The following is a 21,044-nucleotide window of genomic DNA, read 5'->3' on the forward strand; positions in this document are numbered from 1 at the left end:
CTTCAGGAGAGCGCCCTCATCGCAGGCCTGCTCCTCACCCTGTTCTATCTGCCCTCCCTCTGGATCCGCTAGGGGAGATTCCCTGAAAGGAAACCGCCGTGCCACCCACCGGCAAGCCTTTGAAACTGCTGACTCTGAACTGCCACGAGGCGTGGATCCATCAGCTGGGATATCTCAAGGGTCACCTCGACATTGTCGATGGCCTGCCCAATCGCCAGCCAGCCTCTTGGGATACCTTTGCCCGTCCTGTGCCTGAAAAGGGTCGCCTGATCACCCTGTCAGAAGCTTTGGCAAAGGGCACCAGCCACGATTATGACTGCCTGATCGCCCACAATCTGTCGGATTTGATGGATCTGAAAACCCTCCCCGGCCCCCGGATTTTGGTGCTGCACACCACCCTGGATGGTCGCATCCGGGGGAGCGCACCAGGGGGGCGAAGTCCGGAGCAGATTCGGGAGGTGATGAAGCAATATCTCGCCATGATCGGGGGGCATGTGGTGGCGGTCTCCCGTCTTAAGGGCCAATCCTGGGGAGCGCTGGGGGATGTGGTGCCGTTTGGAGCGGATGTTAATCAATACCCTCCCTGGCGTGGGGAGATTGCCGCTGGCATCCGCATTGCCAATCAGATTACCGCCAAGGGGGCTGTTCTGATGTGGGATTTTCACGAGGCGGCTTTTGGATCATTACCGGTGAGGCTGGTCGGGCACAATCCGGATCTGGCTGGGGTGACCCCTTCCAAAAGCTGGGATGATCTAAAAAATCTCCTTGCCTCCCACCGTTTTTTTATCCACACCGCCCATCCCGATCTGGAAGATGGCTACAACATGGCCACCCTGGAAGCGATGGCAGCGGGGCTTCCGGTACTCGGTAACAACCACCCCTCATCCCCTATCAAGAGTGGCGTGAGCGGCTTTCTTTCTGACGATCCTCTGGAGCTCAAAGCCCGGGCCGAAGAGTTGCTTCAAGATCCCGAGCGTGCTCGAAACATGGGTGAAGCCGCCAAAGAAGCGGTCCGAACCAAACTTTCCACCCAACGCTTTGCCCGCTCCTTTAGAAAATCCATTACCACGGCACAAAAAAAATATCGGCGGTTTCGCTTCAAGAAGTGATGTTTCACTGCAAGTGTGGGGGAGGAAAATCGATTGATGGCAGAGAAGGGTGGCTATTTATCCAAGAGGGAGAGGGGAATTTGCTAAAGTGGGTGAGCTTTCAACCGTTTCTTTTGCAGGCAGGGTGTGAGGCCACAGCAGCGCGTATCGAGATAGGTGCTATGGCTATTCACCAAACTTCAATCTCATAAAATGAGCCAGCTTTCTGTCTGAACCAAAAGCGTGGCCGCCAAACCAGCCAACGAAAAAGAGATATAAATCTTGAGGGGATGGTTTCGTTTTGATGGCTTCCTTGGTCTTGTTGTGAAGCTCTTTGATTAAAAGGACATGATCACTGCGATGGTTTTCCGAATCCGGATATTCGTATATACGCATTAAAATGTCTTCAGACTGAAAGTGCCACTTGGTATAGGCCATCACATCGTCCATCGCCTCGACGATTTGTTTCTGCGTCTGAAATGTATTACAGGCATTCAGGGCTTTGTTGACAATTTCTGTTAACCGCTTGTGTTGAACATCGATTTCCTTCAGACCGATCAGATAGTCATCGCTCCACTCGATTATTTCAGCCATTCCCTCTCCCTCTCTTTTTGCTTGACCAGGCGCTCAGATCATTCTGGTTTCTATAGTCATATATGACCATATCATACCTGTCATGATTACAGATAGCCACCTTTTCAGATGTTTTTGAATGATGGAGATATGGAGATATTGTGCGTATGGTGATGTCAGGGGCTGTGAAACTGGCATCCGCACCATCAAATTTTCTTTAAATAACATAGGCAAGCATTTGTGTGCGAATACACGAATACACGAATACACGAATACACGAATACACGAATACACGAATACACGAATACACGAAACTAGTGTGCTCATTATTTTTTGTCAAGAGCGATTACCGTTTTGATGGTACCTATCCTTTCTGGATATCTGGTTGCCCAAGCCTGGGCTATGCCGAGATGTTGGATAGGGATGATAAGAGAAAAATGATTTGAAACAAAAAGGTCAGGCCCGTTACAGCATCAGGTAGGGAGCATGGCTTGAACCCTGTGTAGCAGAGGGAAAGGGGGGCTAACCGAAAAAATAGCCCCAGCCAACGCCTGCCAAAGCGCCGATGCCGGTGAGAACGAAGGTGGTGATGCTGAAAAGTTTTTCTTCGGTCAAGCCGTCCTTGCTGCTCCCCGCGACGATGATGCCGACGACATATCCGGCAGCAAGACCGATGCGTAACGGCACGGACAAAATATCTTTCAGGGTGAGGCTGTAGATGAGAAGGAGGGTGCCCAGAAAGCCAAACAGTTGAATGAGGGTGGCGGTATCTATCCGGGGGTCGCCCTGCTCTGCCGATGGGGAAGGGGGCTCTTGCTGGTCAGGAGGGCTTGCTTCCACTTCTGAAACAGCCTGATCCCCTTTGGATGGATCATGGGGAAAGGCTCCCGGGGTGGAGCGAACAGCGCCACAGTCGTAGCAGTCATAGTTTTCCTCACCCCAACCGACCACATGGAGAGAGCCACATTCGGGACAGCGAAACAGGTCATCATCCAATGGATCGTCATCCAGAGGGTTTTTATCAACGGGTTCGTCATGGTCATGGTTGCTGGACATCCATTAAGCCTCTGGTATGGCGCTATCAACGCGGTCGATCATAAATGGATAGGGCAAACAGTTGCTGAATGCTCTCCATCAAGGATAAGGCGTCATCTCTTTTTTTGCCATCCATTTCCACTCTCCGTAAAATCGGGGTATGGCGTTCCGTTATCAGCGGAAAGTGGCTATGGCGGTGGTTTTTTTTGGGCTTAAGGTCTTCCATGATCCTCTCCCGTGAGGGGGGCATTGAAGAAGAAGGGTTGACCTTCGGGCGCATTGTGCTTCAGCCTTTAGGGTGGGCAGCATGCCTTTGGCGTCTTTGTTCAAATGGGGTTGAGTGGTGGATAACGCCTCCCCAGGAGTGGCATAAACGGTTTCCAAAACAAACGGAAAACCGAAAAAAACCGCTCCACCCCTAAGCTGAATGGCTTTGGGAGTCATTGTGGCAAACAGTGTTAAGGCAGCTTCGTTATAGGGAGATTGAAACGCATGAACGCATCACATGAGAAAACCCTTTCCCGCCGGGAGTTCTTCCGGGGGGCCGGACTGGCCGGATTGACCTGCATGGCAGCCGGACTGGCCGTACCCCGTGGGGCCGAGGCCTCTACGGTGGAGTCGTTGATCGCTGAAAAAATGGGCGGTGATAACATCACCATGGCCAAAGTCAATCTGGGCACCCCGGATACCGCCGAAAACGGTGCGCTGGTTCGGGTACCTGTCTCCGTGGATCATCCCATGGACGCTGACAATCATGTCCAAAGCTTGGCGGTCTTTGTGGATAATAATCCCAAACCCTTCGTGGCCCTCTATGAGTTCAGCCCCGCTGCTGGTAAGGTGGACCTGGAGTTCCGTATCCGTATGGCTGGTTCCTCCAAGCTGCGGGTGGTGGCCAAGAACAACAAAGGTGAGCTCTTCGGTGTCATGAAGGAAATCGCCGTGGCGGCAGGTGGATGCGCCAATTAGTCAGCCCAACTCCTGGCCCCAGACCCTGAACAGGACTCGGGCAAGGATGCGGCTTTACCGGAATTCGTAACGAATCGAACGATTTTGGAGGCAGTTCATCATGGCAGCAATCGGTAAACCCAAAGTGCGCGGGCCCCGTAAACCCGTCAAGGCCGGCGATTCGGTGCTGATCAAAACCCTGATCAAGCACCCCATGGAGAGTGGACTTCGCAAAAACAAAGATACTGGCGAACCCATTCCCGCACATTTCATCAACTCCGTGGTCGCCGAATATGATGGCAATCAGGTGCTGAAGGCAGAGTGGACCGGTGCGGTTTCCAAAAACCCCTTCCTCTCCTTCAACGTCAAAGCCACCAAGGCAGGCCCCGTGAAAGTCACCTGGACTGACAACCAGGGCGGCAGCTTCTCGGCGAGTGCCAATCTGAAGGTGGGGTGACGACGCGCTACCTTCAGGCGTCGGATTGATCCCGGTTTCTCCAAGGGGGGCGACCCCTGCCGGAAATTGTGAGATCCACTCCAGGCAAAAAAAAGCCATCCCGTTGGTCAGGGGTGGCTTTTTTGCGTTTTGGAGCTTGGCTGGTCAGGTGAAAAATAGTCTGGCACTGTGAATCCATCCGGCAAAACCTGGCTTGATGCAGCCATGGGAGTTCATTGCCATGTTGAGGAATCTCCCGGCAGAGGCTTTTTCAGCCCTCCTCTTTTTCAAGCTTTTCCTCCAGCTTGGCCAGCAATCCATCTACGGAGGAATTTTTCAAAATTTGCTGAAACTGCGCCCGATAGTTGGCGATGACGCTCACCCCTTCGATGATGACGTCAAATATTTTCCAGTTGGCATCGTCTTTATAAAGCCGGTAGGAAAGGTCATATTTTTGGGATTTGGAGGTGACCACGCTATCCACCCGGGTGATCCGCTTGGTTTGACGGACCTCCTTGGTAAACTCCACTTCCTCCCCCTGATATTGCTCCACTCGGGCCAGATAGGTGTTTTCCAGAATGCGGGTGAAAAGGGGGATAAATTTTTCTTTTTGGCTCGGGGAAAATTTCCGCCATTTACGCCCCACCGCCCCTTGGGCCATGCGGGCAAAGTCGAACTCCTTGTAGAGGGTCTCCCGCAAACGGGTACGGCGTAGTTCCAGATTTTCCGGTAGGGAAAGCTCCGGGTCATTGAGAATGGTGATCGCCTGATTCACCGTCGACTTGATGAGGTGGATGTTGTCCGGCTGAGCCCAGAGGGCGCTCGGCATGAGAAGGAGGCAGAGTAGGGGCAGGATAATAAAAAAGATGGGGCGTTGGATCATGTCAGACTCCCTGGTCCTCTATTCCGTCGTGCCATGAATAAATTGGCTGATCAGCCCTTCCAGATTGATGGCTGGTTCAGTCTGGGTAATGACTTCGTTGGCTTCAAGGATGATATCCGACCCCCCCGGCAGGATCATCACATATCGGTCGCCAATCAAACCCTTGGTGCGTACCGAAGCGATCGCATCTTCTTGAATAGCGACATCGTTGCGAATTTTCAAGAGTACCCGTGCTTCATACTCTTCAAGATCCAACTCGATGGAGTCCACCCGCCCCACCTCAACCCCGGCGATTTCGACGTTGGCGCCTGCCTTCAGGCCGGAAATGGAGGAAAATTGGGCGTAGATGGGGGTATAGTTGCCACCGATCAGTTCCATACGGGCCAGTTTGACCGACATCCAGCCCAGAGCCAGAATTCCAGCCAGAACGAACAGGCCCACTGCCACTTCCAGTTTTGCGCTTTTCATGCTTGCATCACTCCACAGGGCTCAGACGACCTTGATGGGGCCTTCCAGCTCTCCGTTGATAAATTGCCGGATGATGGGGTTGGTTGAATTTTTGATCTCCTGAGAGGGCTCCGAAGCGAGTATTCGGCCCTGGTGCAGGACGACCGCATGATGGCACCAATTGAAAATTTCCGGAACGGCATGACTGATCACCACCATGGTGTATCGGGTCCGGAGATAGGTTTGGCAGATGAGATAATGAATCGCATTTTCGATGATGGGGTCAAGGCCGGCTGTGGGTTCGTCCAGAAGTAAAATTTCCGGATCGGTCACCATGGCCCGGGCCAGTGCCGCCCGCTTGCGCATGCCCCCGGATAGTTCATCTGGAAATTTTCCCCCCATCCCTCTGAGATTGACCTCGGAGAGACATTTTTGAACCCGTTGGGCTATTTCATGATCGGGCAGGTCGGTTTTTTCCCGAAGGGGGAAGGCGACATTTTCCCGGACGTTCATGGAGTCGAAAAGCGCCCCACCCTGAAACAACATGGAAAATTGGCGGCGTATGGCGTTCAGCTTGTTGCCGCTGAGGCTGGAGATATCTTGATCCCCCACCCACACCTTGCCTGCATCGGGTTTCATCAGGCCGATCATGTGTTTGAGGGTGACGCTCTTGCCGCCACCGCTCATGCCGATGATGGCGGTGATCCGGTTGGCGGGGATTTCCAGGTTGACGTGATCAAGCACCTTGCGGCCATCGAGTGTTTTTTCCACATCCTCAAAGCGGATGGCGGCGGTGGCCTTGCCAGGTCTGGCCCCATAGGTCCGCCGCTCCTGGGAAAACTGGCGGAAGAGGCACTTTTGCATCTGGGCGCGGTTGATAAAGCCCAGGTCGATCAGTGCTTCATCGATGAAGGCTTCACTGCCTTTTGGGATCGGTTTGTTTTTGGCCGCCTGCAACTGCTCTTCGGTGATGCAGCCACACTCCACCAGACAGCGGCCTGGCTCATAAAAGCCGCGCTTATCGGGCTTGAGGGGAAATTGGCTGGATGGAGCGTCAGAACCGGTCATGGCCATTTTCTAGAGCATGATGGAGGTGATGAAATAGTCGCAGACCAGTATCAGCACTGAACTGAGAACCACAGCGGAGGTGGTGGCTTGACTGACTCCCTCAGCCCCACGCTTGGTATAGTAGCCTTTATAGGTGCAGACCCAGGTGATGATGAGGCCGAAACAGAACGCCTTGATCAAGCCCACGACGATATCCTTCATCACCACGGCTGATTCGATACCACCAAAATAGGTCCCGCCGCTCATGCCCAAAAGTTGCACCGCCACCAGATAGCCTCCCAGAATACCGATGACGTCAAAGATGACCGTCAGCAGGGGCAGGGCGATGAGGCCCGCTTCGATTCTGGGGGCAACCAGAAACCGGATGGGTTGGATTCCCATCGATTCCAGGGCGTCCAGCTGTTCACGGATGCGCATGATACCCAGCTCTGCCGTCAGCGCCGAACCGGCTCGCCCCGTGACCATCAATCCGGAGAGCACCGGACCCAGCTCACGGATCATGGAGAGGGCCACCGCTGGCCCCAACAAGGCCTCGGAGCCAAATCGGGTGAGGGTGTAATAACCCTGAAGCGCCAAGACCATACCGGCAAAAATGGCGGTCAGGGTGATGACGAACAGGCTGCGGATGCCGATAAAGTGAATCTGCTTGAGCAGGTTCCGAGGGCGGAAAGGGGGCGTGACAAAGGCGGCCAGACTGATGGCTAAAAAGACAAACATCCGCCCCATTTCCTGAACGGAATCGAGGCTGGCTTGGCCGAGACGTTGGACAAAGAGGGGCATACCGGGTATAAATTCGGTCCGTGTAGTGCGAAGGCATGTTACGGATCGTTCAGCTTCGCCATTGATTAATTATTGAGAACGGCGAAATTATCATCCATCATCCGCCCCATTGGCAAGGACTGGGGATTGGTAAAATGTCGATTGGATCGAAGAGGTGGTTGTGGAGGGGCAAATGAGAGTTTTTTTTGGATTCATATTGGTGCTGGCACTGTTCTGGATGCCGGTGGATACGCTGGCTGAATCCCATCAGGTTGGCGGAGAAATCCATCTTTCCGACTCCGAGCCCATTTCTGACGACGATCTTTGGGGGCCGGAAGAGGTGGGAATGGAAGTTTCCGATCCTTTGGAGCCCTGGAACCGTCTGATGTTTGCCGTCAACGACATTTTTTATCACGCCCTGCTCAAACCGGTCTCCCAGCTCTATGGCTTCATTATCCCTGAGTTTGGCCGGGTGGGCATTCGCAACGCCTTTCACAATTTGACCATGCCCCAACACTTTCTCAACGCCCTGCTCCAAGGTAAAGGAACTTTGGCAGCCCGGGAGTTGGGTCGTTTTGGTATCAACTCCACTCTGGGCATTCTCGGCCTGATGGATATTGCCGAAAGCCGTTTTGGTATGCCCAGTGGGGATGAGGACTTTGGGCAGACCATGGGGGCCTGGGGCATCGGCGACTCCCTCTACCTGGTCTGGCCCCTGATCGGTCCATCCAATTTACGCGATAGCGTCGGCCTGGTTGGCGATGCAGCGGTCAATCCCTTCACCTATGTCCCGGAGGATTCCCACGCCCGGGCCGGCATTTTTGCTCTGAAGGTGGTCAACAACACCTCCCTGCGTATTGGTGAATATGAAGCCCTCAAAGAATCCGCCATCGATCCCTATGTCTCTTTGAGGGATGCCTATCTGCAGTTGCGGCGGAGACAGATTACCGAGTGATGGTTTCCCAGTTGGTGGCCTCCTCTTCCGATAGGAACGCCTTTTTTCCCGGCAACCCACCCCCTGTGCCTTCTTCTAAAATCCAATCCTCTTGGTTTTCTAGGGGGTTGCGTCTGCTTTCGAACCGATCCAGCTGGCTGCCGGGGGGGCTGGTGCTGCTGTTCCTTCTTACCGGATGTGCTGCCAACAATTCATCCACCGGCACTATTCAGGACGAAGGGTTTGAGCTGACCGATCTGGCCAAGACCGATATCGATCTGGTGGTGGCCAGCCATCGCCGGGAGGTGATGGGCTTGTTGGCCAGGATGATGGACTCCCTCTATGCCCATAATCCCGAAGCCCTGAAAAAATCCGGTTATTCCTTAGCCCAAGGGAGCCTGAAACGGGTTTTCGGCAAGCACCACAACTGGCGCTTTCCGGATCTTGGGGACAAACAGGGTACCGATGCCATTCTGCTCAGCATGGACAACCGGTTTCAGGGGGATCGGGTGCTCGCCTTTACCGTTGGGCTGGGGTCGATGCTGGCGGCTTCTTACAACATGAAACACGAATTTTACGTCCTCGACGATCTGGACCCCCAAAAACTCTATAACAGCGCCCGCAATGTTGAAATCGCCATGCAAAAGCTCTCCCGGGCCAAAAATGATCGGGGACGGCTCTTCCTGGTTACCAACCAGCTCAAGGGGCCTTTTCCCGACTTGAGCGTGGAGCGACTGACCGGGGGCATTGTCGCCAGCCAAGACACCATTGCCCGGATTATCGCTCAAAAGACCAAGAGAAATATCAAACAGGCGATCCAGTTTTTGATGTTTTTGCCTATTTGATCACGCCACTTTTTCGAATCCCGCCTTTTTCTTCAGTTCGGCACACCCCTTGCTCTCATTTGGCTTGATACATGGTTTGACACATCATCTCAGGCAACCTGTGGGCTCAATCGTAGGCGGCCTGACACCTCATCGTAGGTAGTCTGACACCTGATCACAGGCGGTCTGAAGCATGCTGTAGGCGGTCTGACGCATGTTGTGGGCAGGTGATGGGGTGGGTATACTGTCCGAAGGAACCGATTCGTTCATCATTTTTTACTTAGCGTGGCCTATCCATGAAATCTCTCGTTGCCGTTTGTCTCTGTTTTGCACTTCTGACCGGTCTTTCCTTCCCGGAAAAGAGCTATGCCGATGAGTTGGAGGAGATCTATCGGTTGGCGGACCAAAGACGGTTCGATCAGGCCAATCGTCGCCTGAATGCCTACCTGAAGGAAAACCCCAAGGATCCCCAGGCACGTTTTCTCAAGGGCTTGGTGCTGACAGAACAGAAAAAACGCGGTGAAGCGATCAAAGTCTTCACAGCTCTCAGCCGGGACTATCCGGAGCTGCCGGAGCCATTCAACAATCTTGCGGTTCTTTTCGCCGAACAGGGGGATTACGACAAGGCTCGGGATGCCCTGACCCGGGCCATCGAAACCCATCCCAACTATGCCACCGCCCACGAAAATTTGGGTGATATCTACGCCAAGATGGCCTCTCAATCCTACAGCCGGGCTTTGCAGCTCAATCGCTCCAATGCCCAGGCCCAGGCCAAGCTGAACCTGGTCACCAAGCTTTTCACCATGATGCCGGGTCAGGAGGGTGAGAGCGCGGTTCCTGCCAGCACGGCCCAGGCCGCACCCGTCAAAAAGAGCTACACCCCCCCCCCACCCGCACCTCGTCGTGAAACGACTCAAGCCGCCGCCAAACCCAAAGCGGCCAAGGCCAAAAAGGACTCCAGTGCTGCCAAGCGGGCATCGGTGGAAAAAGCGGTTCGGGCTTGGGCTTCAGCCTGGTCGGCCCGGGATGTCAACCGCTATCTCTCCCATTATGGATCCAACTTTGAGCTGCCGGATGATGTAGCTGATCGTTCCGCCTGGGAGCAAAAACGGCGCTGGATCATCCGCAAAGCCCGTTCCATCAAAGTGGAGCTGCGCAATCTGAAGGTTACGCTGGATAACGACAGTGAGGCCCGGGTGACATTTCAGCAGATTTATCGCTCCTCCCGCTACAAGGACAAGGTGGCAAAAACCCTCTTTATGGAGAAGGAGAGGGGGCGCTGGCGGATCGTACGGGAGGTCTCCGGCAGCTGATCTGGCTGGATGTGGGACATTTTCGGCGACAGGTTTTGGCCGAAGAGTGCCGGGTTCAAGCACCCTGGATCCGGGCAGGCCATAGCCGTAAGCAGGCGGATAAGTGGTCTGTATTTCAAGTTTATTTTGGTGGACAGCTCCTCTGGGAGAGTCCCTTTCAAAGCATGGATGGATTCACTTGAAAGAGCCGACGGGAAATCCTGGTGGGTTTGATACGGGTAAGTTGGTCAGACCCACTGTATCCGTTCACGCCTTGATCATCGATCAGGCTTCCGGTGGAGAGGGGCAAGGCCCCCAACTGCTCATGACCCGGCTGGCTTATCGGGATCACCGCTGGCGGAAATGGTCCTTTCCGGGGGGATATGTGGATCAAGGGGAGGGGCTGCCGATCGCCCTGAAACGGGAAATTCAGGAAGAGGTGGGGATCGATATTTTGGCTTCGGAGCAGGTGGAGGTGGTGACTTGCCTGGAGCAGGATAAACCCCATATCGGTTTTCTCTTCCGCTGTGACGCCTGGCAGGGGGAACCTCGGGCGTTGAGTCGGGAAGTTTTGGAAATTCTCTGGATGGATGAGGCTGAATTTGGTCGCGCCGTCACTGGAGAAACCCTCGCCTACCCCCAGATGGTTCAGCAGGTGGCCGCCGCTATGGGGTGGGGACCGTGGGATGTGCCTTCCTGCTCCTGAGGGCTTCTCCAAAACGACTATCTACCCAGGCGGATCTGGTTTGGCGTGTCGAAGCTGATTCAGAGTGTCCACATCAACGCCGCTACTGGGCCTCTGACAGCTCTCTGGGCTCACTGTTTTTTCCAGAATGAAAGATCGACCTCCTCTGGAGATATCGAAAGCGGATCCCCTGGCATGAAACAATTTCCCCCAACTCTCCACTACCTCTTCATGATTCAACTTTCAAATCCGGAGAAGCGTCGATGAAATGGTCCAGGCTGGGTATGGCTTTGATGGTCGCTGGGGTGGTGGGAATGCCTCTTTCGGGGAGTGCCCAGGAGGGAGATTCCGGGCCTGTTCCCCCTGTGGAGCCAAAGCCCTTGCCCAAGAGTTCCCAGGAGGCTGAGGAGGCGCTCAATCAGGCGGGTCAGCATCTTTTGGACGCCCTTGAGGCTTTGGGGAATGCGGGGCGTCTCACCTACGACAAGCACGCCCCGGCCTTGAACGAACGCTCCCGCCGGATGCTGGATAATTTGAAAGAGTTGTTGGGTGATTGGGAGGAGCGTTTGCAACAGCAGCAGCAAAAGCCACTCCCCAAGCCCTCTCCGGAGCCGACGCCGGATGACGATCCTCGCAACATTCGGGGGGGTGGTTCCTACATCTGAGCTCTATCCATCGGAAGCCTGGTGTGGGTTTGGTTTGTTGAAGAGATTGTCCCGACATGGTTTTCGGGCCTTCCCCATCAAGCTCTTTTTCCATCTCTGATACCAAAAAAAGCCCCCTTCCAAAATCCGGTAACGGAAATGGGAAGGGGGCTTTTTGGTTTTTTCTGTGGTATGGCGTCGCTGGATGATTCGGGTGCCAACGTGCTGATTTATCGATTTGGTTGCTGGCCACCACCTTGCTGCTGGCTTCTCTGACCTTGTTGGGGAGCGCCTAAAGGGCGGGCCGGGGGGGCTACTTTGCGGTAATCCTTGGGCAGGGTAAACAGCTGGCTGGATTGGGGGCCTACCTGGATATTGGTCAGCTCAAAGCCCGGGCGCTTACTGTCCTCCACCCGAATGGGCACCAAAAGCTCCTGATCGATCCATTTGATGAGGCGTTTGGATTTGTCTTTGAAGCGGGTGGTTACTTCCCATTTTTCAGTGGGCCTGCCCTGGATATTTTCAACGCCCAGGAGTTTGCGTTCCATGGTGGGGCCATTTTCCGCCTGTTGCTTGATGATGATCTGCCGCTCGGGAGCGGTCCACAGGGTCATTTTCATCCCGTTACCCTGACGCCCTTTGGGCAGGGTGATTTCCCATTTGTTGGTTTTGTAGCCGTTGAGCTGTTCGGTGCCCAGCAGTTTGCACTGGGGACCATTTTGTTGTTGGCAGAGCTTTTTGGAGGTGCTGGGCAGGGGCTGTCTATCAGGCCGTGGGGGGCTTGGGGCCTGGCCGTAGCCGTCGTGATATTCTTTTTTGCCGGGATAGAGGGTCATGGCTTTTTTGGCCTGGGCATCGACAATAACCGCCTTGTGAACCCCTAGGTGTTTTCCTTCGGTACGAAAACGCTGCTTACCGATATAAATTTTCCCCTGGGCCTTGTCTTGGGGGTTGTTGGGGTTGGCCAGGGTGATGTCAGCAGAAAACTCTTTAGGATACCAGAGTTGCGCGGTGGCAGCGGCCGGGGTTAGGAGTGCAGCCGCAAAAATCAGTGTCACCAGTGTCCGTATGCACATGAAACCTCTCCCGATGGTGGGACGGTGGGTGGATTTGCAGGGGAATTCAGACGATAATGGCGGCAATATATAGGTCGCGGTGGGGGTAAGCAAGCAGGATCGCATCTGCCTTGGAGTGCCGCGTCCAGCAGTCTCCGCTTTCATTCACACTACACCACAGGCCCGTTTCAGGAGGTTTTTCATGTCCGTCGAACGTACCCTTTCCATTGTTAAACCCGATGCCGTCGCTAAAAATGTCATCGGCGAGATTCTTTCCCGTTTTGAAGGTGCCGGCTTGCAGATCGTGGCAGCCAAGATGATTCATCTCACCCGGGAGCGGGCCGGGCAATTTTATGATGTCCACGAGGGCAAACCCTTTTTTGACGACCTGACCTCTTACATGAGTTCCGGTCCCATCCTGGTGCAGGTGCTGGAAGGGGAGAATGCCATCGCCAAAAACCGTGAGGTGATGGGCGCTACCAATCCCGCCAATGCCGCCCCCGGCACCATCCGTGCCGACTTTGCCGCCTCCATCGATGCCAATGCCGTTCACGGCTCCGATGCCCCCGAAACAGCCGCTCGGGAGATCGCCTTTTACTTTACCGATGAGGAACTGTGTCCCCGTTGACGATACCCACCCGCACCAGCTCCAATCCAGGGGCTGGTGCGGGCCTTGAACAGCTGGCCGAACCCATAGCGATGCCCGCCACCCCCACGGTCGCTCCTTCCACCATCGACCTGCTGGGAATGAGCCGCCAGGAGCTGGCTGATCTGTTTGTTTCCTGGGGAGAAAAGCCTTTTCGAAGCAAACAGCTCTGGCGCTGGCTCTACGTGCGACTGGCCGGGGAAGTGGCGGCTATGACCGATCTCTCCAAGGGGTTTCGGGAGCGACTGGCGGCCAGCATTGTCCCCCTCAGGCCCGAAATACGTTCCCATGCGATCTCCCGGGACGGCACCCAAAAATGGCTGCTGGCCTTTGGTGATGGGGAGCGGGTGGAGGCGGTCCACATTCCCGAGGTCAATCGGGGGACGCTCTGTATCTCCTCCCAGGCGGGCTGTTCCCTCTCCTGCCCCTTCTGCCGCACCGGTACCTATGGGCTTTCCCGCAATCTGACCGCCTCGGAAATTGTCTCCCAGGTGGTGTTTGCCCGTTCGGAACTGGGCCCCCAGGAGCGCCGGGTCACCAACGTGGTGCTGATGGGCATGGGAGAGCCTCTCTACAACTATGATGCGGTGGTCAAGGGGGTGGGTATTCTGATGGATCCCAACGGTTTGGCCATCGGCTCCCGAAAAATTACCCTCTCTACCGCTGGTGTGGCGCCACGCCTGGTACGGGTGGGGCACGACCTGGGGGTCAATCTGGCGATCTCTCTTCACTCTGTCAGGGATTCGGTGCGGGACCGGCTCGTCCCCCTCAATCAAAAATACAATCTGGCCGAGCTGAAACAGGCTGCCTGGAACTATCCCCTGAAGGGAGGGCGGCGGATCACCTGGGAATATCTGCTTCTGGATGGGGTGAACGATGGCGTGGAGGATGCCCGGGAGCTGGCGGATTATCTGGAAGGGATTCCCTCCAAAATCAACCTGATCGCCTTCAACCCCTGGCCCGGTAGCTCCTTTTCACCATCCCCCCCTGAGGCTGTCGAACGCTTTCAACAGGTGCTCTGGGATCGAAAACTGGTCACGGTGATGCGGGAGAGTCGGGGAGGGGATATCGCGGCGGCCTGTGGGCAGCTGCTGCCGGAAAAGGAAGCCTCGTAGAGGGAAAATCATCCCCCTTTCATTTTAAGATGGGTCATAAGGAGAAGGGCACAACTGAAAACAAAAAGGGGGATTCGGGTAGCGTATTTATTTACCCGAATCCCCCTTTTTATGGGAGCGTTGCGGTGTTGGGTGCTGTCAGCTTGATGCTTCCTCGGCGGCGTGGGCCTCATCTACCGATTTTTGCAGCGCCTCCCGATCGATCCACCAATCATCTCCCACCATATGTTCCAGGCCGGTCATCACCAGGGGAATGTAGTGGTCGGGGTCGTCCAGCTTGTTCAGCTTGACCCACTTGTCAAAGGCCGGTTTATTTTCCACCCCGGCGGTTTTGCACACCAGATCAAACATCTGCTGGGCTTGCCCCTGAGCCAGAGCCCGGTCGGGATGGTCGGGGGTGCGGTGTTTGGCGACCAGATGGGCCAGGGCTGCGATGGGGCCGGCCAGTTCATGCTTGGGCCCCAGGGTGTTGAGCAGATGAAAGAGGGCGATTACGGGCTCAGTCACCGGTGCCTGGGTTTTTAGACCCACCCAGACTCTTTGGGCCAGTGCTTTGTAAATTTCAACATTTTTAAACTTGGAGGAGAGGGCTTTCAGGATATTCAGCACTTCCTCCCAGTTGCCCTCCTTGCTGAGTTTGGTGACCGCCTCGCGTTTTTCCTTCCACTCTTTGCTGGCTTCAGCTTTGCGGGAGGTTTCGGAAGTGGCTTCGGATTCAAAGGCGGGGATGGCCTGTATTTTGATGGGTTTGATTAAACGGTCGTTACTGTTGGTGGTATCGTTCATGAATTTTCCTGAAAAAAAAATGAGTGGCATGAAGCCCGCTGGATGGGGCCTGAGCCGGGTCAGTAGATTCCCTTCCCATTCAGGAAGGAGCCAAATTTTTTATCTTCCGGCAGAATGTGGTCGATGATCCACTCTTTGAAAAAACGCGGAAAATCGATACCTGACCAATCTGCTTCCATCTGGAGTTGGACCTGAAAAGCGTGGATTCGTTCCAATAGCACTTCATGTTGTTGCCGATGGCTGGCAAGGGCCTCATAGCCATGACGTATCATGAGTTCTTCTTCATCATGGAAGTGGCACTTGGCAAACTCAATCAAAATTTTCAACGACTTGTGTACGCTTTGCTGGGGGGTTTCCGAGCGGTTTAAAACGGCGTGAATGGAGTCAGCCACCTGTAAAAGCTTGCGGTGCTGGGCGTCCATCACCTGGACGTTGATACTGAAAGCCTCCCGCCAGTGGAAAAGGGTCAGCCGTTTTTCGCTCTCCAGCAGGATGCCCATGCGCTTACGGAAGGCTTCGAACAGCTTGAGGCGAACGATGGGAATGGCTCGGACCACCTTGGCGGGAATCCGATAGACATCTGTTCGAGAGACCGCTCGGATACCGAACAGGCTGGGGGTATCGAAGACTGCCGTCTCCTCCCCGAAAAAATCCCGGGGGCCCAACATTTCGATGGACTCCTCCCCCAAGAATCGCTCCATCCGTCCCCTTTTGACCAGATAGAGAAAGTCCCGCTCCTCTCCAGCCGCCACCTCTTCCCCGGTCTGGTATTGGTGGAGGTGCATCGATTCGGCCACTTCGATCTGGGTGGTGTGGGAGAGTCCCTCACCAAAGAGTGACGTCTGCTCCAACAGATCCCGGGCTTCGTGGATTGCTTCAATTTTGCTGTAGAGGTCGTTGCGTTTGACGAACTCCAGATAGATCCGGAAGGGAAATTTGAGCACCTGGACAAAGCTGGCGGTGCGATAGGTCGCCGGGGAGGGGAGTTGATAGAGCCCGGTAAGATCCCCCAGGAGGGAGCCTGCTGACAGCACGCTTTTGAGGTTTTGCTTGGTTTGGATCCGCTCCACACTACCGGCCAGGATCAAAAAGATGGTTTTATTGACCTCATGTTCCTTGAGAATAATGGTCCCGGGATTCAGCTCCCCCAGTTCGCTGTTGAGCAAAATCCGGAAGTCGTGGCGCTTGGCTGTGGGAAAATAGGAGCGTAAAAATTCATAGGCGCTGCGGCGCAGGCTATCGGAACGATCCGGTATCAGGGTATCGGTGACCCCAAAGGGGGCACTGGAGCCGATCTCCTTTTCGGCATCGGTCAACTCCCGGGCAATGTGGGAAAGCAATATTTTTCCCGAGGCATCGTCCCGAAAATCTTCAGCCCGGCCATGAATCAACCCCCCACCGATATCGAGTTTTTTAAGATCAGCCGGGGTGAGATAGGCGCTGCGGACCGTTTCGAAAAAGGTCGCGCTGATGCCCGGCTCGGTGGGGGAGTCGGTGATCATCCGCTTGAGGACGTCAAAGGCGGAAATGTCGGCAAAGTGGGCATAGGTGGGATAGCCATTTTCCCAGAGAGTACGAAAGAGAAACAGGCTGGTTTCCACCGGGTGGGGAGAAAAAATCGGTTTGACCTCAAGCCCCTCAATCTGGTTCCAGCGCTCGAAGGTGAGATCTTGAATGTCGAAAAAATCCGCAAAGGCCTGGGTGTCGAGGGAGAGCAGGGCCGACCATTTTTTTTCCACCGAAGCCCGCACCAGGGGGGTGGCATAATATTTAATCCGGTGGCCCGCCCGCATGAGGGTGGCGATACCGGCAAAATGGTCGTCGTGGGCGTGGGTATGAAAAAGACCTTCGATTTCGCTGATGCCGATACCGAGCGCCGTTAAGCTATAGAGCAGGTTGGGGCCCGCATCAATCAGATAGATTTTACCCTGGAACATCAGGATGGAGGACATGGTGGGGCGGTCCACATCCCAGCCGTCTCCTTCGCCAGAGTGGATGATGCCGAAATATTCCCGCTTGATGCGTTGAAATCCCAGAGGATAGGCGGATTCATAGGCGTCGTTGGGGCCCAGATTGAGATCGACGCTAACCCGTTCATCATCATATTGAAATTCGAAGACATTGAGCCGCTTACGTTGGATGAAGGCCCCGTTTTGAATTTCCACAGGGGAATCTTCAACGATGCGGGCTTCCAGGAGTTCCTGGAAGGGGCGGATGTTGCCAAAGGCAAACCAGCGCTTGATGCGCATCATCCATTCCGCATCTTCCGGCGGGGTGCCGGTTTCCAAAATTTCATCTTCGGAGATGAGACCATAATTGCCCCGAAAGATGGTCTGCATCTGGCTTTTAACCTGCTCCCCACGACCGATGAGCAGGGGTTTGGCACCGGTATTATTGGGATGGTTGGGGAGAATCATGCCCTGTTTATAGAGCATCTGCATCACCGGGAATTCCGCCAGATTGGCGATGTGCCCATTTTGTATCACCAAGTCGGAGAGTAAAATGGCACTGGGGCCGGTTTCGTAAGGCACCCCTTTGGTTTCCATGGTGACGATGAGTCCCCGTTTCATGAGATGCTTGACGCTGTCGGCAGGGCAGCCGCAGAGGACTTTCAGCCCAGCCTGGGGAATTTCAACCCAGTAGACCCCTTTGCAGATTTGGATTTTGGTGATTTGGGACATGGTCTCAACCTGGGCTCATCCATCTTCTCCCGATCCTCTCCCGGGAGGGTGGATTTTGAATCTCCGGTTCATTGGAAATCATCCGGAAATTTAGGCAAATGGTCGGCTTTGTTCGCGGTCAATGCTGATAAGACCGATAAATCGTACCACAGCAGAGCTCTTCCGGAGAGACAAAAACGTTAGAGAAAGGTTTGAACGGATAAAAAGCGACCGATTGCCGGGGAGTTCCAAGAGAACGCTTTACGGCAAGCTCACGAAGCAAACCACTATTTTGGTAATGCCTTGGGAAAAAGTAAAGCGAGCCTGTTGGGTGGGGAGGGGGGAGAGGGAGGGGAAAAAAAAGGGTGTTGGCCTATTGGAAGCGATCCAGCCAACACCCTTTCTCAATCAGTAAAACCACCACTTTTCAGCTTGATGGCATCCCGTCAGTTCAGTTTGATCGTCTGCTCCTCATAGGAGATGGTATCCTTCATCCCTCCCAGGGAGGCTTGGGCTGCGGCCAGCCGGGCTATATAGACCCGGAAGGGGGAGCAGGAGACATAATCCAGCCCCACCTGCTCGAAAAAGGCGATGGAGGCCGGGTCGCCGCCGTGCTCGCCACAGATGCCCAGTTTAATCTCCGGATAGGTGATCCGGCCTTGTTGCACCGCGATCTTGATCAACTGACCCACACCGGCTCGATCCACGGTGACGAAGGGATCCTGGGGGATGATCCCCTTGTCCACATATTCCATCAGAAAGATCCCGGCATCGTCCCGGGAGATGCCCAGGGTGGTCTGGGTGAGGTCGTTGGTGCCGAAAGAGAAAAATTCTGCGCTCTGAGCCAGTCGGCCTGCGGCAAGGGCCGCCCGAGGCAGTTCGATCATGGTGCCGATGAGCACCTTCAGGGTGACCCCTTTTTCTTTCTGGACCAGGTCGCACTCCGCCTGACAGGTTCGGCGCATGGCTTCGAGTTCTTTATTGTGGCCTACCAATGGGATCATGATTTCCGGGGTGATGGTAAATCCTTCATTCTTGACCAGATCACAGGCCGCTTCCATGATGGCCCGCACCTGCATCTCATAGATTTCCGGGTAGGTGATACCCAGGCGACACCCCCGGTGGCCCAGCATGGGGTTGAACTCCTTCATATCCTCCACCCGTTCCCGGATGTCGGAAATCGGCAGCCCCAGTGAGTTGGCTACCTCGGCCTGGCCTTTTTCATCCCGGGGGATGAATTCGTGGAGAGGCGGGTCCAGCAGACGGATGGTGACCGGCAAGCCCTGCATCTCCCGGAACAGCCCTTCAAAGTCTCCCCGTTGCATGGGCAGGATTTTTTGCAGGGCAGCCCGGCGGCCTGCTTCATCCTGGGCCAGGATCATCTCCCGCACCGCCAGAATGCGCTCTTCCTGGAAAAACATATGCTCCGTACGGCACAACCCAATCCCCTCAGCGCCGAATTTGCGGGCGATGCGGGCATCTTCCGGGGTGTCGGCGTTGGCCCGAACCCCCATCCGGCGAATGCCGTCAGCCCAGCTCATGAAGGTGGTGAAATCCTCACTGGGTTCCGGATCCCGGGTGGCAATGCGCCCCACCATGATTTCACCGGAAGCCCCATCCATGGTGAGCCAATCCCCCTTTTTGACCCGGGTGCTACCGACGTTGAAGCGTTCGTTGGCAAAATCGATGCGCAGATCCACACAACCCGAGACACAAGGCCGCCCCATACCCCGGGCCACCACCGCCGCGTGGGAGGTCATGCCACCACGGGCAGTGACGATGCCTTTGGCCGCATGCATGCCCTGAATATCCTCGGGGTTGGTCTCATCCCGCACCAGAATGACATCCCGTCCTGCTTCGGCTTCGGCCACGGCATCTTCGGCATTGAACACCACCTGCCCGGAAGCCGCTCCAGGAGAAGCAGGCAGTCCAGTGGTTAGCACCGGCTTGTCGGCCCGGGCTACGGGATCCAGGGTGGGGTGGAGAATTTGGTCGAGATCGGTGGGATCCAGGCGGCGGATCGCCTCTTCCCGGGTGATCAGGCCCTCCTTGACCATATCTACGGCGATGGTGAGCGCCGCTTCGGTGGTACGCTTGCCGTTGCGGGTTTGCAGAATCCACAGACGATTGTTCTGGATGGTAAATTCCAGATCCTGCATATCCCGATAATGGGTCTCCAGATGCCGGACAAACTGGCGCAATTCTTTGTAAAGCTCCGGCATGGTCTCTTCCATGGCCGGAAGGTCCGAACGATTGCGCTCCTTGCCTTCTACCGTAATCTGCTGCGGAGTGCGGATGCCTGCCACCACATCTTCGCCCTGGGCGTTGATGAGATATTCCCCATAAAAGCGATTTTCGCCGGTGGCCGGATCCCGGGTAAAGGCCACCCCGGTGGCACAGTCATCGCCCATATTGCCGTAGACCATGGCCTGGACATTGACCGCTGTACCCCAGTGGTCGGGAATATGATGGAGTCGGCGATAGGTGATGGCCCGGGGGATGTTCCAGGATTTGAACACGGCACCGATAGCGGCCCATAGTTGTTCATGGGGATCCTCGGTGAGAGGTTTGCCGGTCTCTTGGAGAATGATCTCCTTGAAACGGCTGGCAAGCTCCTGCCAATCTTCAGCAGTGAGGTCCACATCCCGCTCCTTGTTCCGGAGCTTTTTCAGCGCCTGGATCTTCTCTTCAAACAGGTGATGTTCCACCCCCAGCACCACCTCCCCATACATCTGGATAAAGCGGCGGTAGGAGTCATAGGCGAAGCGGGGATTGTTGGTCTTTTTGATGAGACCTTTGACGGCGGCGTCGTTCAAACCCAAATTGAGCACCGTATCCATCATGCCCGGCATGGAGGCCCGGGCCCCGGAGCGCACCGAAACGAGCAGGGGGTTTTCAGGATCCCCAAAACGGGCGTCCATGGTTTTTTCCACCCAGGCCAGCGCTGATTCGACACTTGGCTGAAGATCCGGGGGAAACTGTTCACGGTTGGCCAAAAAGGCGTTGCACACCTGAGTGCCGATGGTAAACCCGGCTGGCACCGGAATACCGATACGGGTCATCTCGGCGAGATTCGCCCCTTTGCCGCCCAGGATGGTGCGCATATCCGCATCCCCCTCGGCCAGACCGTCACCAAAGAAAAAAACCTGCTTGTTGCGTACCATGGAGG

General features: G+C 55.2%; 20 protein-coding genes. 10 read left to right on the top strand and 10 right to left on the bottom strand.

All coding sequences use genetic code 11. The features are described from left to right. The first annotated feature begins 98 nt into the window (after window positions 1-98). On the top strand, window positions 99-1,109 hold the full coding sequence (locus tag HQL52_09760) for a glycosyltransferase family 4 protein (protein ID MBF0369729.1): 1,011 nt from the start codon (window positions 99-101) through the stop codon (window positions 1,107-1,109). Window positions 1,110-1,274: 165 nt separating this feature from the next. On the opposite strand, the gene HQL52_09765 is transcribed toward HQL52_09760, so the two are convergent. Both HQL52_09765 and HQL52_09770 read right to left on the bottom strand, forming a co-directional pair. Beyond that, window positions 1,275-1,682, bottom strand: coding sequence for a bacteriohemerythrin (locus HQL52_09765; GenBank protein MBF0369730.1), 408 nt, complete (start codon window positions 1,680-1,682; stop codon window positions 1,275-1,277). A gap of 501 nt (window positions 1,683-2,183) precedes the next feature. Further along, a complete protein-coding gene (locus HQL52_09770; GenBank protein MBF0369731.1) occupies window positions 2,184-2,717 on the bottom strand; it encodes a hypothetical protein in 534 nt (177 codons plus the stop codon). A gap of 471 nt (window positions 2,718-3,188) precedes the next feature. On the opposite strand from HQL52_09770, the gene HQL52_09775 reads away from it, so the two are divergent. Both HQL52_09775 and soxZ read left to right on the top strand, forming a co-directional pair. Beyond that, window positions 3,189-3,662, top strand: coding sequence for a thiosulfate oxidation carrier protein SoxY (locus tag HQL52_09775; GenBank protein ID MBF0369732.1), 474 nt, complete (start codon window positions 3,189-3,191; stop codon window positions 3,660-3,662). Between the two features lie 100 nt (window positions 3,663-3,762). Further along, on the top strand, window positions 3,763-4,098 hold the full coding sequence (gene soxZ / locus HQL52_09780; protein MBF0369733.1) for a thiosulfate oxidation carrier complex protein SoxZ: 336 nt from the start codon (window positions 3,763-3,765) through the stop codon (window positions 4,096-4,098). A 250-nt stretch (window positions 4,099-4,348) separates the two neighbouring features. Here soxZ and HQL52_09785 read toward each other — a convergent pair whose 3' ends face one another. The 4 genes from HQL52_09785 to HQL52_09800 form a co-directional block, all read right to left on the bottom strand. After that, window positions 4,349-4,960: an ABC transporter substrate-binding protein gene (locus tag HQL52_09785; GenBank protein ID MBF0369734.1), complete on the bottom strand. Its 612-nt coding sequence runs from the start codon at window positions 4,958-4,960 to the stop codon at window positions 4,349-4,351. A gap of 18 nt (window positions 4,961-4,978) precedes the next feature. Next, entirely contained in the window at window positions 4,979-5,428 is a 450-nt protein-coding gene (gene mlaD / locus HQL52_09790; protein MBF0369735.1) for an outer membrane lipid asymmetry maintenance protein MlaD, read from the bottom strand. Between the two features lie 21 nt (window positions 5,429-5,449). Beyond that, window positions 5,450-6,271, bottom strand: a complete 822-nt coding sequence (locus HQL52_09795; protein MBF0369736.1) for an ATP-binding cassette domain-containing protein — start codon at window positions 6,269-6,271, stop codon at window positions 5,450-5,452. Window positions 6,272-6,484: 213 nt separating this feature from the next. Next, window positions 6,485-7,255, bottom strand: a complete 771-nt coding sequence (locus HQL52_09800; protein ID MBF0369737.1) for an ABC transporter permease — start codon at window positions 7,253-7,255, stop codon at window positions 6,485-6,487. Between the two features lie 172 nt (window positions 7,256-7,427). On the opposite strand from HQL52_09800, the gene HQL52_09805 reads away from it, so the two are divergent. From HQL52_09805 to HQL52_09825, 5 genes are all read left to right on the top strand, one after another. Next, a complete protein-coding gene (locus HQL52_09805) occupies window positions 7,428-8,189 on the top strand; it encodes a VacJ family lipoprotein (GenBank protein MBF0369738.1) in 762 nt (253 codons plus the stop codon). A gap of 107 nt (window positions 8,190-8,296) precedes the next feature. Continuing rightward, window positions 8,297-9,013, top strand: coding sequence for a hypothetical protein (locus HQL52_09810; GenBank protein ID MBF0369739.1), 717 nt, complete (start codon window positions 8,297-8,299; stop codon window positions 9,011-9,013). 275 nt (window positions 9,014-9,288) lie between these two features. After that, window positions 9,289-10,305: a tetratricopeptide repeat protein gene (locus tag HQL52_09815; protein MBF0369740.1), complete on the top strand. Its 1,017-nt coding sequence runs from the start codon at window positions 9,289-9,291 to the stop codon at window positions 10,303-10,305. Between the two features lie 178 nt (window positions 10,306-10,483). After that, window positions 10,484-10,990, top strand: coding sequence for an NUDIX hydrolase (locus HQL52_09820; protein MBF0369741.1), 507 nt, complete (start codon window positions 10,484-10,486; stop codon window positions 10,988-10,990). A gap of 242 nt (window positions 10,991-11,232) precedes the next feature. Beyond that, window positions 11,233-11,634, top strand: a complete 402-nt coding sequence (locus tag HQL52_09825) for a hypothetical protein (protein ID MBF0369742.1) — start codon at window positions 11,233-11,235, stop codon at window positions 11,632-11,634. 209 nt (window positions 11,635-11,843) lie between these two features. Here HQL52_09825 and HQL52_09830 read toward each other — a convergent pair whose 3' ends face one another. Next, window positions 11,844-12,689: a hypothetical protein gene (locus HQL52_09830; protein MBF0369743.1), complete on the bottom strand. Its 846-nt coding sequence runs from the start codon at window positions 12,687-12,689 to the stop codon at window positions 11,844-11,846. 181 nt (window positions 12,690-12,870) lie between these two features. On the opposite strand from HQL52_09830, the gene ndk reads away from it, so the two are divergent. Both ndk and rlmN read left to right on the top strand, forming a co-directional pair. Beyond that, the gene (gene ndk, locus HQL52_09835) at window positions 12,871-13,296 is read left to right on the top strand and encodes a nucleoside-diphosphate kinase (GenBank protein ID MBF0369744.1); all 426 of its coding nucleotides are present in this window, start codon (window positions 12,871-12,873) and stop codon (window positions 13,294-13,296) included. A gap of 71 nt (window positions 13,297-13,367) precedes the next feature. After that, window positions 13,368-14,429 carry a 23S rRNA (adenine(2503)-C(2))-methyltransferase RlmN gene (gene rlmN / locus HQL52_09840; protein MBF0369745.1) on the top strand — a complete coding sequence of 354 codons (1,062 nt, stop codon included), beginning with the start codon at window positions 13,368-13,370 and terminating at the stop codon, window positions 14,427-14,429. A gap of 138 nt (window positions 14,430-14,567) precedes the next feature. Here rlmN and HQL52_09845 read toward each other — a convergent pair whose 3' ends face one another. The 3 genes from HQL52_09845 to HQL52_09855 form a co-directional block, all read right to left on the bottom strand. After that, a complete protein-coding gene (locus HQL52_09845) occupies window positions 14,568-15,215 on the bottom strand; it encodes a hypothetical protein (GenBank protein ID MBF0369746.1) in 648 nt (215 codons plus the stop codon). A 59-nt stretch (window positions 15,216-15,274) separates the two neighbouring features. After that, a complete protein-coding gene (locus tag HQL52_09850) occupies window positions 15,275-17,896 on the bottom strand; it encodes a bacteriohemerythrin (protein ID MBF0369747.1) in 2,622 nt (873 codons plus the stop codon). 425 nt (window positions 17,897-18,321) lie between these two features. Next, window positions 18,322-21,039 carry a pyruvate, phosphate dikinase gene (locus tag HQL52_09855; protein ID MBF0369748.1) on the bottom strand — a complete coding sequence of 906 codons (2,718 nt, stop codon included), beginning with the start codon at window positions 21,037-21,039 and terminating at the stop codon, window positions 18,322-18,324. Window positions 21,040-21,044 lie beyond the last annotated feature (5 nt).

It is taken from the genome of Magnetococcales bacterium (assembly GCA_015232395.1).
GTDB lineage: Bacteria > Pseudomonadota > Magnetococcia > Magnetococcales > JADFZT01 > JADFZT01.